Origin of the sequence: Parafilimonas terrae, assembly GCF_900115755.1 — a bacterium.
Taxonomy (GTDB): Bacteria; Bacteroidota; Bacteroidia; order Chitinophagales; family Chitinophagaceae; genus Parafilimonas; species Parafilimonas terrae.
Window position 1 is genome coordinate 223,626 of record NZ_FOXQ01000005.1, and the last position, 15,996, is coordinate 239,621.

Here is a 15,996-nt window from a genome sequence, read left to right on the forward strand (position 1 = left end):
CATCATTCCGTTCTTAAACTCTTTACCGGGTTGGCCACAGCCGCTTTGATTGTTTGAAAGCCAACTGCAATAGATGTTACAACAAGCGCGGCCAGGACAGCTACGGCAAAAACCCACCAGCTTATAGATGTTCTGTAAGCAAAATCCTGCAGCCATTTATTCATTAATAACCACGCTATTGGTGCAGCAATAAAAAATGCTACAACAATAAGTTTCAAAAAGTCTTTGGATAATATGAATGATATGTCTTTAACCGAAGCGCCCAACACTTTGCGAATGCCAATTTCTTTAGTCTTTTGTTCTATCATAAAAGACAGCAGGCCCACAAGGCCAAGTATATTAATGACTACAGACAGGAAAGTGAACAGGTTAAATAGATGCTGTGTGCGCTTTTCATTCTTATATAGTGAAGCAATATGCTGATCTAAAAAACTGGTTTCAAACAATTGATCGGGATATACAGATGTCCAGGCTTTTTCAATAGCGGCTAATGTGGCAGCCGAATATCCTTTGCTTAATTTTATACCGGCGTTATAATAAAAGAAAGGAAAATCAACCATTATTACCGGCGCCACGGCATCGTGCAGCGATGTTGTATTATAATCTTTCACCACGCCAACTACCGGCGCTGTTATATCGTACATGCCAAAAGTTACATACTTGCCTATTGCCTTTTCAGGAGAAGCAAAACCAAGCGCTTTTACAGCTTTTTCATTCAACACAAAAGCATAATGCTTTAAGGAATCCGGAATTGACAGATCAATATTGTGCTCATCAGTATCATCAATCCAGCGGCCTGCCAGCAGTTGCAGGTTATAGGTTTTTAAATAATTTTTATCAGAAGCTTTTACTTCCACATCAATCTTTTCAGAAGCATATTTTTCTTTAACATTAAAACCCGTAGATGCATTGTTATCTGCTATTGGCGCACCAAGCGAAAGGCTAACGTTGCTTACGCCCGGTATGGCGGCCAGCTTGTCTTTCAGCAATTTCAGTTGTTGCGGCTTATTTTCCGGAAGGCTTATATCCACCACATTATTCGTTATAAAACCCAGCGGTTGCGATTGTATAAAATTCATTTGCTTTGCCACCACCAAAGCGCCGATAATTAAAACCTGCGCCGTTAAAAACTGGAACACAACAAGGCTTCTTCTTAATGTAACAACAGAAGTTTTTGGCGTTATAGTTTTATTCTTTAAAGCAGTAATAGGATTGAAACCTGATAAAACAAATGCAGGATATAAACCAGACAGCAATGATACCGTAATCCATAAACCTGCCAAAAACAAAGCGCTCTTTATATGCAGCCAGTTAAGCGGAATATTTTTATCGAAGAATTTATTTAGCGGCGGCAGGAACAGATTAATAGATAAAGCAGCAACAATAAATACAAAAGCAGTAAGCAAAAAAGTTTCTGATAAGAATTGTTTGATTAAATGCTGCCTCGTTGCGCCCATGGTTTTACGCACGCCAACTTCTTTCGATTTTTTTATTGCAAGCGCCGTTGAAAGGTTTGTATAATTAATACAGGCTGATAAAATGAGGAACAAGCCTATAGCACCGATTAAATACAAATAGCTATAGTTAATGGTATAAGACGGGTTGCTGTTAGCATACAATTGATTGAAATGAATATCAGGCAATGGCTGCAGGCTGAATGCAGTGGTGGTGCCGTCATTATCTTTGTTAAGATGATCGTTGGCAATGCCAGCAAGTGCACGCTGCACCCGGCTTACTTTATTTTTATCGGATAATGCTATATACGTAAATCCTGAAGCGCTTAAGCCCCACTGATCTATTGGAAACCCGCCAATAAATTCAGGCCGCAATGATTTGTAAGAAACAATCATATTATACGGTAAATGCGTATTGGAAGGCGCATTTGCTATTACAGCAGCCACCTGCAGGTCAACAAGATTTAAAATTTTTATACGCTTGCCTACAGGGTTTTCATTACCAAAAAATTTACGGGCCGTTTCTTCCGTAAGAATGGCAAAGCCCGGTTCCGTAAGCGCTCTTTTTATATCGCCTTGTTGTACTGTTAAAGGAAACAGTTTGGGAAAAACAGAATCAGCAAAAACAATACTTGTTTCCCGTAATTTTTTGTTATCAAAAAAAACAGGCGCATTGCTTTGAAAATGAATTTGGGAAATAAGTTTTTCATCCGGCATAGCAGCCCGCAAGGCTGTTGCCAGCGGATATGGTGTGATAGGGTTATAGGTTTTGCCCGTTGGCCTTTCTACAGCTTTTACAATGCGGTAAATGTTTGTATCGTTACCTGCAGATTTATCAAAACTTGTTTCATGCAGAATGATCAAACCAATCAATATGCATGCAACCACGCTTATGTAAAGGCCAATAAAATTCAGCGCAAAAAAGCCTTTGTTCTTTTTTATATTTCGCCACGCGGTTAACAAATAATTTTTAAACATACGGTTGATTTCTAATGTTTGTTTTTTTGATGCCTGATTTACGATTGGCCGTTGACAGCCTCATTCCGTTCTCAAACTTTTCACCGGGTTAGCAACGGCCGCCCTTATTGCCTGTACGCTGATGGTTAATAAAGCTATAAGCAGCGCAACCAATGCAGTTATTAAAAATACCGTCCAGCTTATATGCGTGCGGTAAGCAAAACTTTGCAGCCATTTCTTCATAATAAACCAGGCCAGCGGCGATGCTATAATAATGGCAATGCTAACAAGCTTTAAAAAATCTGTTGAAAGCAAAGCAACGATGCTGGATACACTTGCTCCTAAAACTTTGCGCACGCCAATTTCTTTTATGCGTTGCTCGGCGCTGAAAGTGGCAAGGCCAAACAAACCAAGGCATGAAATAAGAATGGCGATGATAGTGAAGTCGCCCACAATGGCTGACAGCTTATTTTCCGCATCATAATTTTCCTGGAAATCCTTGTCAAGAAAACTGTAATCAAAAGGTTCTGAGGCATTAAGGCTGTGCCAGGTATTTTGAACAGCTTTTAAAGCCGCAGCCATATCATTTGATTTAATATGCACAATGGCATAATTAAACTGTGGCGGTATATTCAACATAAAACCGAAAGGGCCGATGGGCAGGTGAAGGTCTTCATAATGAAAATCTTTCACCACGCCAGCAATATTGAAATTATAAGTAATGTTATTAAAAGTGGAATGCAGTTTTTGATTAACAGCTTGCTGCGCATTGGCAAAACCTAAAGACTTTACAGAGCTTTCATTCAATACAACAGCAGCAGTTGTGGTATCCTGTGCATAATAATCATCTGAAAACATTCTGCCGGCAAGCAGTTTAATGCCGAGCGTTTGAAGAAAACGCGTATCAACATAATTCATCTTTACATCCTTGCCCTGCTGCATATCCTGGCCATCTTTAAAGAAAATATTATCTGCAACGTTTGCAATGCCGGGATAATACAATGATGCGCCAACATTGCTTACGTATGATTGTTTAAGCAGCTCGTCTTTTAATGCGCCGTACATTTCTTTTGCATGGCCGCTGCGCAATGGAATTACAACCTGCTGGTTTTGTTCAAATCCAAGATCGGCAGAACGAAGAAATTTCATTTGATTGTTGATAACAACAGAAGCTACAATCAATACAACAGAAATAATGAACTGAAAAACCACCAGCGTTTTACGCAGTGTAATGGCAGAAAGTGAATTGGAGAACTTGCCTTTTAAAACCCTTGCCGGGTTGAAAGAAGATAAATAAAATGCAGGATAACTGCCCGCTATCAATCCTGTAATTATGGCTAATGCAGCAAATGTGGCAATAAGGCCGGCATTATCTGTAAACGACAAGGCGAGCTGCTTTCCGGAAACCTGGTTAAACAAAGGCAATAACAATTTTGTAAATGCAAATGCAAGCAGTAAAGCAGTGAGGCTCATTAAAACTGCTTCGCCAAGAAATTGCGTTACCAGTAATTTTTTTTGTGCGCCTAATACTTTTCTTATGCCCACTTCCGCTGAACGTTTGGCAGATTGCGCGGTAGCAAGGTTCATGAAATTAATGCAGGCAATTAATAAAGTAAACAATGCGATGGAACCGAGAATGTATAAATACGTTACGCTGCCGCCCGGCGTAACATTGTTCTTCACATCTTCATTCAAATGAATTTGTTTAAGCGGAACGAGGAATTGCTTTTTTGAAAAACCTACAGCCTTTAAATCGTTGCCTGCATATTTTTCAATAAACGCGGGAAATTTAGCTTCAAGGTTGGCAACATTAGCACCGGGTTTTAGCTTAAGATAAGTAAAGAAGTAATTATTTGTTGCAAGATTGGGGCCCTGGCTTTTTATTCTTTCTTCCATAGCGCCGCCCATCATGCTCATAAAAAACCTGCCGTCAATATGCGAAGGTTTATTAATGGGTTTAAAAACACCTGTAACCATAAAATCATGATCACCGTTAGTGCTGCTGCTTATATGCACCACTTTATTTAATGCAGGCTGGCTGCCAAATAATTTCCTGGCAACATCTTCAGACAATACAACTGTATTAGGATTATTTAATGCAGATTGTGGTTGCCCCTCAACAAAATTGTAAGTAAACATTCTGAAGAAAGTTGAATCTGCGAGGTAGCCTTTGGTTTCATAAAAAGATTTTACACTGCCGCTACCTTCGTTGTATTGCAGCAATGTTTTATCTTCTCCAAAAAGCCTTGCAATTCTTGTGGATTGCTCTATTTCAGGAAAAACATTCTGCATGGTTTCTCCCAAAGCAGCCGGTGTATTCGGTAATTTTTTAAAATTTCCAAGGCCTATAAATTCACTCCCAACCTGGTAAATATTACCTGCATCTTTTTGATAAGTGTCATAACTCGTTTCATTTAAAATATACAGCGTTATCATTATACAGCAGGTAAGCCCTACTGATAAACCAATGATGTTTATAAATGAAAACATCTTGCTCTTCATTACGTTGCGCCACGCCGTTTTGAGGTAAGTTTTAAACATGAGATACCCGGTTTGGTTATAGAACTTTTCTATTACTATAACGCATAGCAATAACTGCCTGTGAAGTTTGCAACGTAAATGCCAAGCATATAAGAAATTGTTTTTTAATAGTTTAGGATTGACTAAATTGAAAAAGGTGTTCGATAATGAACACCTTTTTGTACGGCGGTGAACGAACTGGCAAAGCCAAAAATCAATAATGGCTTGTTTCGCTTTTACGAAAGCAACAGGCTGTTCGCTTTGCTATTTCAGCAGCGGCAGCACTTCGCTTATATCTACATTCGATCTTTTATCGTCTATATCAATCACTACCACATAGCCTTCGCCAATTCCGATATCGTTAATTGCATTTACAATTTTTTGCTGGTTGCTTACAGTTCTGTAACCATCTTCATTCCAGTCTTCAAAACTGCACAAACAACCCAGTGACGGCGTTTGCGGATAATAAGTTTGGTCTTTATAAAACTGGGGATCGATGGTAGTGCCATGCATAATAATCGCGTTTCTTCCAATTTGCCCGGCATAAAAACTTTCATATATATTATTATAGTTTTTCCACGATGCCGGCAATAAGGAAGCATATAAACCCAGGCTCCATGAAGAATCAATATAATTACTGTCTGCAAAAAAAGAGGAGGCTGTTATTTCAAATGGCAACTGTAATTGCAGGTTTTGCGTTGGGCCAATATATAAGAGCCTTGATACATCAAACCCACTGAAACGCAAGATGCCTTGCGGCGTATTGCCATTGGTTATATAAAAAGGATAATTTGTTATAGCCCTCGCCAGTTGCGATGTGTGAAAAAAACCGCCTGCCGGGTCCTTTAAAAATGTTCCATCGGGTTTGCGGATGAGTACCAGCCCTGCATAATCGCGGTTGCTGCGCTGCAGGCTGTAAATAACGGTTTTGCCGGGCAAAAAACTGCTATCAAAAATATCATACATCGGCGGCCGCTGTTGCGGTTTGCCGGCATAAATACGGCTTTTTAATAACCGCATTCCAATGCTGTTATCATAAGGAAACTTTTGTTTAATTAATGCAGCCACAACCTGTTTCCCTTTTACTGAATCGGCCCTTAAAACATATTCTGCACAGCGTATAAAAATAGCTGTGGATTTTGTTTGCTGCATTAATTGTAATGCCTGCGTTTTAAATTCTGTTTTATATAAAGAGAAAGTTGTTTCCAGTAAATTCTTTTGAAAATAAGCTGATAGCTGAGCGGCCTTGTTCCACGCAATTCCAAGCTTTTGCCTGGTAAAAGCATCTTTATATTGAAGCAATTCCATTGCCCATAAAGCATCGTTCCATTCGCCTTCATTATCATCATTCAGCGGATCCAGCAAATATTGTTTTATTGCCGTATCGGCAAGATAACGGTATCGGGCAGCCTTTGCGTCTTTTGTAGTAACCCTGCTGAATACCATGTCATCCGGCATAGGCGGTTGCGCTGATACAGCAGCAGAAAATAATAATGCAGCAATTAAAAAACAATATTTCATGAAAGCGAAACTACAGTACCGCATTGCAGTAATTTTCTTAAAGTTGTTAACAGCTGTGCAGGTGTTATAAAAATATTCATGCCTTAATTTTCAAGGCATTTTCCGCAGGTAAATAATCTATACCGCTTTCAACACTATCTGCCCGGCAATAAGCCTGCATTTTGTAAATTTGAATTTTGCAATATCCCTTTTATGGTAAAAAATATAAAAAGCACATCACTTGAAGAATTTTATAAAGAGGCTGCAAGGTTTACCGGTAAAAATATCAATAAGCTTTTGCCACCGGGCATTAATAAGGAAATAGGGCACTTCAATATTTTTGATATTGCAGAAACAATTGAATCGGTGAAACGAAAAGCGGTGATGCCTTATAACCGCAGGGCTTATTATAAAATAAGCCTTATTCGCGGCAAAAGCCGGGCAGAATATGCTGATAAGATTATTGAGATAGAAAAAAATGCGTTGTTATTTGCCACGCCCAAAGTGCCTTATTACTGGATACCGCTCGATAAGAAACTGCATGGAAACTTTTGCATATTCACAGATGAATTTTTAATAAAAAACAAAAGCGGCGTAGAGCTTGATGAATTACCCATTTTCAGGCCGGGAGGGTTTCCTGTATTTCTGTTAAATGATGCAGAAGCAGATGAAATCACATTGGTATTCAACAAAATGAAAAAGGAAATAGCATCTGATTATACTTATAAATATGATCTGCTGCGCAACTATGTACTGGAGCTTATACATTACGGTCAGAAGCTGCAGCCTGCTGTAATTGCGCAACACGGCTTTAATGCATCGGCCCGTGTTACATCTTTGTTTATTGAATTGCTGGAACGGCAATTTCCTATTGAATCGCCTGAACAAAAATTAAAGCTGCGCTCTGCAAAAGATTATGCTGAAAGGCTGGCCATTCATGTAAATCATCTCAATAAAGCATTGAAGGAAAACACAGGCAAAACAACCACTGCTTTTATAGGCAGCCGCATTATACAGGAAGCAAAAATTTTATTAAAGCAAACTGACTGGAACATATCTGAAATTGCTTATTGCCTGGGCTTTGAAGAAGTAGCACACTTTTCCAATTTCTTTAAAAGGCAAACTTCATTTGCACCTTTGTCATTCCGCTCGTGAAATAATTATTTGAATTTTGCAAACATTGGATTGATGCATGCAAACAACCTTTCTCTAACTTAAAGCAACTTTGCAGTAACAAATTCTATGAATATGAACACAAAAAACAAAGTGGCTTTAATTACAGGCGGAAGCCGTGGCCTTGGAAGAAATATGGCTATCAATATTGCCAAAAAAGGTATTGATGTTGTAATTACCTACCACAACAATAAAACAGAAGCCGATAAAGTTGTGGCAGAAATCCAGGCACTCGGCCAGAAGGCAGCGGCCTTTCAATTAGATACAAGTAATATTAAACTGTTTGATGGCTTTATTAAAGAGCTAACAACTTACCTGGATAAAGAAACAGGAAGCCCGAATTTCGACATTCTTGTAAACAATGCCGGAACCGGTTTTTACGGCGCTTTCACAGAAGCAACAGAAGAGCAGTTTGATGCTGCCCTGAATATTCATTTTAAGGGCGTATTTTTTCTGACGCAAAAAGCCCTGCCCTATATTAATGATGGCGGCCGTATCATAAACATTTCATCCGGGCTGGCAAGATTTTCTTTCCCCGGTTCTTCTGTTTATGCCTCCATGAAGAGCGCCATAGAAACACTTACACGCTACCTCGCGGTAGAATTAGGCCCGAGAAAAATAGCAGTCAATGTGGTTGCTCCGGGCGCTATTGCCACTGACTTTGGCGGCGGCCATGTAAGGGATAATAAGGAAACAAATCAGCGCATAGCAAGCCTTACAGCTTTGGGCCGTGTGGGTGAAGCTGATGATATTGGCGGCGTAGTTGCTTTCCTTTCTACAGAAGATGCAAGATGGATTAATGGCCAGCGCATTGAAGTTTCGGGTGGAATGATGCTGTAAATTTATGAATGTTGCAAGAGTTTATTTTAAGCCATAGATGTGCAATTTATCTGTGCATCTATGGCCATTATAACCTATATTGATACAATTTGTTCATTCTACAAACAACCTGTTCTTCCTCCATCAACCGGCAGGTTAATTCCATTAATATAGGATGCCGCAGGCGAACATAAAAATGCAACGGCAGCGCCAAATTCAAATGGCTCGCCAATACGGCCTGCAGGAATTGCTGCTGCTGTTTTTTTTATAAAATCTTCTTTACTAATGCCTTGTTCCCTGGCTTGCTTTCCTAAAATGGAATCCAATCTTTGCGTATTGGTAAAGCCAGGCAAAACATTGTTGATGGTAATGCCAAAACCAGCTATTTCATTGGCTAACGTTTTTGCCCAGTTGGCAACCGCAGCGCGTACAAGATTGGAAATGCCCAGGCCGTTTATCGGCTGTTTAACAGATGTTGAAACGATATTAATAATGCGGCCAAAACCTGCAGCCTTCATTCCCGGCATAACAAGCTGTGCCGTTATTTGATTACTGATAACATGTGTGCGGAACGCTTTTTCAATTTCGGCAGGATTCGTATCAATCATTGGGCCCGGCGGCGGGCCACCCGCATTATTTACAAGGATATGAATAGTATTAACCGTTTGAAGAAGGCTGGAAACAGATTGCTTTACTTCTTCTGTATTGGAAAGATCAAGCGCAAGCAAACGATGCTGCTGGCCTTTTGACGTATCGAAACTTTGTATGGCCTGCTGCAGTTTTTCTTTACTGCGGCTCACGGCAATAATGTTAGCGCCAAGCAATGCAATTTCCGCGGCAGAGGCAAAGCCAAGTCCCTGTGATGCCCCGCACACCAGCGCTGTTTTTCCGGTTAGGTCAAGATTCATTTTGTTGCAATTTATTAATGCTGCAAAGGAAGTAAAGTATTGTTGAACGATAACAAATTGCAGGCAGCATTGCTATTGCTTATCAACTCATGTCTTCATTTCTTCAATCAATACAATATTCGTTGTAGGCAAAAAAAATATCACGCAATCTTTATGCTGTCAATAAAATTTTATCAAGAAATAACTTATGAATAGTCAAAAGAAAACACCTGAACAAGGCATCTTAAAATCGATTGAAAAATTTAAAGCTGCCTGGAATATACATGATGCCGCAGCATTTGCACAGCTATTTACAGAAGATGCAGATTTCACAAATGTTTTTGGCCAGCAGTTTCGGGGAAGGCCAGCTATTGAGGCACAGCATGTGCCTATTTTTTCCACTATGTTTAAAGCAAGCAGCATTTCAATTCTAAAAACCGGTATAAGGTTTTTAAGTGAAACGCTTGCAGCAGTTGATGTAATCTGGAATATGAGCGGTGCAATGAATTTCATGGGTAACCCATGGCCCGACAGGAAGGGCTTAATGAGCCTGGTGATGCAGCGGAAAGGTGAAGAATGGTTTATACTCGTTATGCATAATATGGATTTGCCTGCAGTACCTGCGCCCGATCTAAAAAACACCGTTGCAGCAAATGGCTTTCATGCAAAAGCGTCGCTATAAATTTCAGAATTTATAATCTTCCCTTTCAGGATAGAAAACATCCAGCAACTCGCAATAAGTTATAGCGCGGCCACTGTGTTTTACGTTTGGCGGAATTACTGCGGCCTTGCCGGGTTCAAGTAATTCCGTTTTGCCGTCTATAGTTAATTCAAATGTTCCTTTCAGCACATGCGCGGTTTGTTCATGCACATGCGAGTGTTCAGGCACACCTGCGCCTGCATCAATCCTCCAATACATATAAGTGTTGGTGCCGGTATGAATTGCCCTTCCTTTATAACCGGGAAATACTTCTTTTTCATTCAGCGAATCAAGATCAATAAAAGCCATAATTTTTATTTGCTGTAAATATCCTGAAGTATGCCCACATGCAGAAAAAGCATTTCATCTTCATCTTTAAAAAATAAAGAATGCACCTTGTAAGATTGTTTCTTGTCTGCAATTACCGGTACAGTACTTGTATAATTTTGCACTATAAAATATCAACTATGAAACGCCCATGTAAAAATTCCACATTCAGGAGGGAATGTTTATTCGGCGTTCCCTGTCCGGCTGAGCCGTTTCAGGCGGGTATCTGGCTTAATTAAAAAATAAAAATAAACAGATGAAATACAGGCAACTATCAAACACCGGAGAAAAGCTTTCCGCAATTGGCTTAGGCTGCATGGGCATGAGCTTTGCTTATGGCCCGAGGAACGATGAAGAAAGTATTAAAGTATTGGAGAGAGCGCTGGAACTCGGCATTAATTTTTGGGACACTGCTGATATGTATGGCCAGGGGCATAATGAAGAGCTTATCTCCAAAGTGCTTGCCCCAAACCGCGATAAGGTTTTTATAGCCACTAAATTTGGCTTTCGTGTAAAAGAAAATGCAAGCGGGTTTGCAGGCACGCCCGGCACTTATTTCGACGGCCGCCCCGAATATGTAAAAGAGGCTGTTGAAAAAAGTTTGAAGCGTTTAAAGATTGATACAATCGATTTGTATTATGCACACCGCATTGACCCCAATGTTCCTGTTGAAGATATGGTTGGCGCAATGGCCCTTTTAGTGAAAGAAGGTAAAGTACGTTATCTCGGTTTATCAGAAGCTTCGGCATCATCCATCCGAAAAGCATACAAAGTGCATCCAATTGCTGCATTGCAAAGTGAATATTCTTTACTGACAAGAGATATTGAAGGTGAAATATTAAACACTATTCGTGAACTTGGAATAACGCTGGTGCCTTATTCACCGCTGGCAAGAGGATTGGTTACGGCAACCGTTACCGATAAAACAAAACTGGCGCAGGATGATTTTCGCAGAAGCCTGCCGCGTTTTGATGATGCACACTGGCAAAACAATCAGCAACTGGTGGATGAGTTTGCGGCTATAGCCAGTGTAAAGGGCTGCACACCATCGCAACTGGCTTTGGCCTGGGTGTTGGCGCAAGGCGAAGATATTATACCGATTCCCGGCACAAAGCGCATTAAATACCTTGAGGAAAATGCCAGCGCTGTTGATGTAAGCTTAACAGCGGATGATCTTGATGCAATAGAATCAGTTTTAGAAAAACATCCCGATACAGGCGCACGTTACAGCGAAGGCGCTATGAAACTGGTGAATCATTAAATTAAACAGGCCTGGTTTTAAAAAACCGGGCCTGTTTGCAACCATTTAATCATGCAAACGATATTTATAACCGGTGCAACAGATGGCATTGGAAAGCTTGCGGCTATTGAGCTTGCGGCAAAAGATAAAGAAGCAACAATGATTGTGCATGGCAGAAATAAAGCAAAGCTTGATGAGGTTATTGCAGCAATAAAACACGATAGCGGAAACGAACATATTGAAGGCTATGTTGCAGATTTTTCTTCATTGGCTGAAGTAAAACAACTGGCTGATGATGTTTTATTAAAGCATAGTTTCATTAATATTCTTATTAATAATGCAGGCGCCGGTTTCGCAGCACCGCGTTATGGTAAAGATGGCATGGAAACAAGGTTCACTGTAAATTATCTTGCCCCGTTTTTATTAACCAACCTGTTGCTTCCAGCCATTAAAAAAGCAGCGCCTTCACGAATTGTGAATGTGAGTTCTGCCGGCCAGTCTGCTATTAATTTTGATGATGTAATGCTTACAAAAAATTTTGATGGCGTTACGGCTTATACGCAAAGCAAGCTTGCATTAATTATGTTCACTTTTGATCTTGCAGAACAGTTGAAAGATGATAATGTAACTGTGAATGCATTGCATCCAGGAACTTATCTCGATACGAATATGGTAAATGATGCAGGCATTAAACCACTTGGTACAGCACAAAGCGGTGCTGATGCAGAAGTTTATCTTGCTACTTCTGAAGACTTAAAAAATATTACCGGGAAATATTTTAATATAAAAAAAGAAGCAAAAGTGCATACGCAGGCTTATGATTTAGAAGCTAGGGAAAAGTTGAGAGCGATAACACTGAAGCTTACCGATCTTATTTAAAGCGATAACCTTTGGAAAGGTCAAAACTTTCCAAAGGTTATTTAGAAAAAGTTATTTGCGTTTATCAATCTCTTCGCAAATAGAATTAAATATTTCATCAATGCTGCCTTCGCCTTTTAAATGCACCACTTTACTAAACTGGTTATAATAATCGGCAACAGCCCTGGTTTTCGTTTCATATTCTTCAATGCGGCTGCGGATAACAGATTCATTTGTATCATCAGAACGGCCGCTGCTCTCACCACGCTTAAGTAAACGTGTTACCAGCTCTTCTTCTGAAACATCTAAAGCCAGCATTACAGCAATGGATGTTTTTTTAAGCTGCAATAATTTATCCAGCGCTTCTGCCTGTGTGGCGGTACGGGGAAACCCATCAAATAAAAAGCCCGGCACATCTGGGTTTGTTTCCAATGCTGTGCTTATCATTCCAATAACCACTTCATCCGGCACCAACTGGCCTTTATCAATAAAATTTTTCGCTTCAAGGCCAAGCGGCGTTTGCTGTGCAATTTCACTGCGCAGCAAATCTCCTGTTGAAAGATGCTTTAATCCATATTTCCCAATCAGTTTTGTACTCTGCGTGCCTTTGCCGCTGCCCGGAGGGCCAAATAAAATTATATTAAACATTTGCTTGCTAAGGTAAGTGGCAAATATAAAGGCTTGTAGTTAAAAATCAGCACCTGCCACCGCAAAAGCCTTCTGCACAATTAATCAGCAGGACTGGCAGTTAATAATGAGCTGCATAATATTTGCGCTATTATCATCAGTTGATATTTATCATATCTTGTACAAACAATTCAAAAAACCATTATGAATAATAATACAAATAATCCCGACTATTCACATACAGACACCGGTAAAATTGTTGTGAGTAATGATGAATGGAAGAAAAGATTATCTCCTGAAATATATCGCGTTGCAAGGGATAAAGGCACTGAAAAGCCGTGGAGCAGCGAATATGAACTTTCAAAAGAAACCGGAACATATTACTGCGCTGTTTGCGGTAATGCTTTATTTGAAAGTGATACAAAATTTGAAAGCGGTTGTGGCTGGCCAAGTTTCTATAAACCCATCTCGAAAAGCTCTATTATATATGCGCCTGATAACAGTTATGGCATGCAGCGCACAGAAGTAATGTGCGGAAGGTGCGGCTCACATTTAGGCCATGTGTTTGATGATGGCCCGGCGCCAACAGGATTGCGTTATTGCATAAACGGTGTTGTGCTTGATTTTGAAAAGGCCAAAGCCGCCGAAGCAAACTTTGACCTTAAGCAGCAGGAAAAACAGGGTGGTAAAAAATAGTTCCTATAAATCGTCATATTTATAAACAGCATCCATTTCTGCACCGGGCTGCATATCAAACAGCGATTTAATAATGCCGTCTTTCAATCCATATACCCAGCCATGCAATACGGGCCGGTTGCCATATTTCCATGCCCGCTGAATAATAGATGTTTTGGCAAGTTTCATTACCTGCTCCTGCACATTTAATTCAACAAGCCGGTCAGTACGGGCTTCCATATCTTCTATACTTTCAAGCTCCTCCTGGTATAAACGGTAAACATCTTTAATATTCCTCAGCCACATGTTCAGCACCAAATCGTAATTGTGATTGCTCATGGCTGCTTTAACGCCGCCACAACCATAGTGGCCGCAAACAATTACATGGTTTACTTTAAGATGGTTTACTGCATAATCCAGCACACTCAGCAGGTTTACGTCGGTATGTATAACCAGGTTAGAAATATTGCGGTGCACAAAAATTTCGCCGGGTTGCGTACCGGTGATTTTATCGGCAGGCACACGGCTGTCGCTGCAACCTATCCATAAAAATTCAGGAGTTTGCAGCTTTGAAAGGCGGTTAAAATAATCCGGGTCTTCTTCTACCATTTCATGCGCCCAGCCTTTATTTTCCAGCAATAACTTTTCGTAAGGTGTCATTTTATATTAATTTAATTGATTGTTTAACTGATGGCTTTTCAATTTTGCATGTCTTGTTTTTGCCGGGCTTTTTTTAACGTGTGTCTTAATATTTTTAAGAGGTGCATGCTGTAAGAAATCATTGATTACTTCTATCACATCTTTATCAATAAAATCAGCTCTTGAAATATCAATTAATACAGATGAGTTCTCCGGCACTTGTTCCAACTTGTTTTTAAGCAGGGGCTTATTCAGGAAAGATACATCTTTTCTCAAACGGAACAGGTATTTGCTGTCATCATGCACAACAAAGAAAGACGTTTTAAAGTTGCTGCGCAACACAAAGAACAGGCCTACGCCAATGCCTATTACTATTCCTATCAGAAGATCTGTGAAAATGATTGCAGTAATAGTAACCACAAAAGGCACAAACTGATCAAAACCGCCACGGTACATTTCTTTAAATAAAGATGGTTTTGCCAGCTTATAGCCGGTATAAATAAGCACCGCTGCCAAAGCAGATAATGGAATAAGATTTATTAAGAAAGGAATTAAAGCCACTGCAAGCAGCAGCATAATTCCGTGCATAATGGTTGCTGCTTTTGTTCTGCCGCCGCCATTTATATTGGCAGAAGTTCTAACCACAACAGATGTTACGGGTAAACCACCAATCAGGCCACTTACGAGGTTACCTATGCCCTGTGCTTTTAACTCCCTGTCTTTTGGCGTTACACGTTTATAAGGATCAAGTTCATCAGAAGCTTCTATATTCAGCATAGTTTCAAGGCTTGCAACAATGGCAATGGTAATGCCGGTTATCCATATTTCAGGCATGCCTAAATATTTAAAATCAGGAAGCATAAAGAATGAAAAGAATTCACCTACACCATCGGCTGAAGGAATATTCACCAATTGGTTTTCGCGTAACTGCAATGAGCTGCCATTTGATAAAAACATATTCATAAGCACACCTGCAACTACCACAACAAGCGGCGCAGGAATAAGCTTGAAAATCTTTCCTTTTTTCACCAATACTTTATCCCAGAATATCTGTATGCCTAATGCAACAACGCCAATAATAATTGCCAGCGGAGTAATTTTTGAAAAGGTATGCCATATTCCGCTAAAGGTATTTTCTGAATCCTGCTGCGCAAAAGCATAGTCTCCTTCAAAATCGGCATCGTAGCCAAATAGATGCGGTATTTGTTTTAAGATAAGAATGATGCCTATGGCAGAAAGCATTCCTTTAATAACGTTTGTGGGAATATAATCGCCAAACACGCCGGCTTTTATGTAGCCTAAAATAATCTGTACAATACCTGCAATGATTACTGAAAGCAGGAAGGCTTCAAAGGCAGGAACTTTTAAAATACCTGCTGCAACAATGGCCGTTAAACCCGCAGCCGGCCCGCTAACGCTTAATTGCGAGCCACTAAAACTGCCTACAACAATACCGCCCACAATACCGGCAATTAATCCGGAAAATAAGGGCGCTCCTGAACCGAGGGCAATGCCTAAGCACAACGGCAATGCCACTAAAAACACAACAACAGATGCTGAAAAATCAGCACCAAAATTTTTGAAAATATTTTTCATTTTTCTTGATTTAGTATAAATAAT

At 40.0% G+C, this 15,996-nt stretch carries 15 protein-coding genes; 6 read left to right on the forward strand and 9 right to left on the reverse strand.

Annotation, left to right across the window (positions count from 1 at the left end; translation table 11 throughout):
- Positions 1-2: 2 nt before the first annotated feature.
- From BM015_RS10295 to BM015_RS10305, 3 genes are all read right to left on the reverse strand, one after another.
- Positions 3-2,432, reverse strand: coding sequence for an ABC transporter permease (locus BM015_RS10295; protein ID WP_090657993.1), 2,430 nt, complete (start codon positions 2,430-2,432; stop codon positions 3-5).
- A 60-nt stretch (positions 2,433-2,492) separates the two neighbouring features.
- The gene (locus BM015_RS10300; RefSeq protein WP_090657995.1) at positions 2,493-4,952 is read right to left on the reverse strand and encodes an ABC transporter permease; all 2,460 of its coding nucleotides are present in this window, start codon (positions 4,950-4,952) and stop codon (positions 2,493-2,495) included.
- Between the two features lie 243 nt (positions 4,953-5,195).
- On the reverse strand, positions 5,196-6,452 hold the full coding sequence (locus BM015_RS10305) for a hypothetical protein (protein WP_143075819.1): 1,257 nt from the start codon (positions 6,450-6,452) through the stop codon (positions 5,196-5,198).
- A 192-nt stretch (positions 6,453-6,644) separates the two neighbouring features.
- Between BM015_RS10305 and BM015_RS10310 the strand changes: the two genes are divergently transcribed.
- The gene (locus BM015_RS10310) at positions 6,645-7,586 is read left to right on the forward strand and encodes a helix-turn-helix domain-containing protein (protein ID WP_090657999.1); all 942 of its coding nucleotides are present in this window, start codon (positions 6,645-6,647) and stop codon (positions 7,584-7,586) included.
- A 93-nt stretch (positions 7,587-7,679) separates the two neighbouring features.
- Entirely contained in the window at positions 7,680-8,444 is a 765-nt protein-coding gene (locus BM015_RS10315) for an SDR family oxidoreductase (RefSeq protein ID WP_090658209.1), read from the forward strand.
- 98 nt (positions 8,445-8,542) lie between these two features.
- On the opposite strand, the gene BM015_RS10320 is transcribed toward BM015_RS10315, so the two are convergent.
- Positions 8,543-9,331 (reverse strand): SDR family oxidoreductase, encoded by a 789-nt coding sequence (locus BM015_RS10320; RefSeq protein ID WP_090658001.1) that lies wholly within the window; start codon positions 9,329-9,331, stop codon positions 8,543-8,545.
- Positions 9,332-9,518: 187 nt separating this feature from the next.
- Between BM015_RS10320 and BM015_RS10325 the strand changes: the two genes are divergently transcribed.
- Positions 9,519-9,992, forward strand: a complete 474-nt coding sequence (locus BM015_RS10325) for an SgcJ/EcaC family oxidoreductase (protein WP_090658003.1) — start codon at positions 9,519-9,521, stop codon at positions 9,990-9,992.
- 3 nt (positions 9,993-9,995) lie between these two features.
- Here the strand turns inward: BM015_RS10325 and BM015_RS10330 are convergent, their stop codons facing one another.
- Positions 9,996-10,319, reverse strand: coding sequence for a cupin domain-containing protein (locus BM015_RS10330; protein WP_090658005.1), 324 nt, complete (start codon positions 10,317-10,319; stop codon positions 9,996-9,998).
- A gap of 5 nt (positions 10,320-10,324) precedes the next feature.
- On the reverse strand, positions 10,325-10,462 hold the full coding sequence (locus BM015_RS21565; protein WP_177191876.1) for a hypothetical protein: 138 nt from the start codon (positions 10,460-10,462) through the stop codon (positions 10,325-10,327).
- 131 nt (positions 10,463-10,593) lie between these two features.
- Here BM015_RS21565 and BM015_RS10335 point away from each other — a divergent pair, with 131 nt between their 5' ends.
- A complete protein-coding gene (locus BM015_RS10335) occupies positions 10,594-11,598 on the forward strand; it encodes an aldo/keto reductase (protein ID WP_090658007.1) in 1,005 nt (334 codons plus the stop codon).
- Between the two features lie 51 nt (positions 11,599-11,649).
- Positions 11,650-12,456 (forward strand): SDR family oxidoreductase, encoded by an 807-nt coding sequence (locus tag BM015_RS10340; RefSeq protein ID WP_090658009.1) that lies wholly within the window; start codon positions 11,650-11,652, stop codon positions 12,454-12,456.
- 51 nt (positions 12,457-12,507) lie between these two features.
- Here the strand turns inward: BM015_RS10340 and BM015_RS10345 are convergent, their stop codons facing one another.
- Positions 12,508-13,083: an adenylate kinase gene (locus tag BM015_RS10345; RefSeq protein WP_090658011.1), complete on the reverse strand. Its 576-nt coding sequence runs from the start codon at positions 13,081-13,083 to the stop codon at positions 12,508-12,510.
- A 183-nt stretch (positions 13,084-13,266) separates the two neighbouring features.
- Between BM015_RS10345 and msrB the strand changes: the two genes are divergently transcribed.
- Positions 13,267-13,758, forward strand: coding sequence for a peptide-methionine (R)-S-oxide reductase MsrB (gene msrB, locus BM015_RS10350; protein WP_090658014.1), 492 nt, complete (start codon positions 13,267-13,269; stop codon positions 13,756-13,758).
- A 3-nt stretch (positions 13,759-13,761) separates the two neighbouring features.
- On the opposite strand, the gene BM015_RS10355 is transcribed toward msrB, so the two are convergent.
- A complete protein-coding gene (locus BM015_RS10355) occupies positions 13,762-14,397 on the reverse strand; it encodes a carbonic anhydrase (protein WP_090658016.1) in 636 nt (211 codons plus the stop codon).
- A 6-nt stretch (positions 14,398-14,403) separates the two neighbouring features.
- Complete coding sequence (locus BM015_RS10360; RefSeq protein WP_090658018.1) at positions 14,404-15,972, reverse strand: SulP family inorganic anion transporter; 1,569 nt, start codon at positions 15,970-15,972, stop codon at positions 14,404-14,406.
- Between the last annotated feature and the right edge of the window lie 24 nt (positions 15,973-15,996).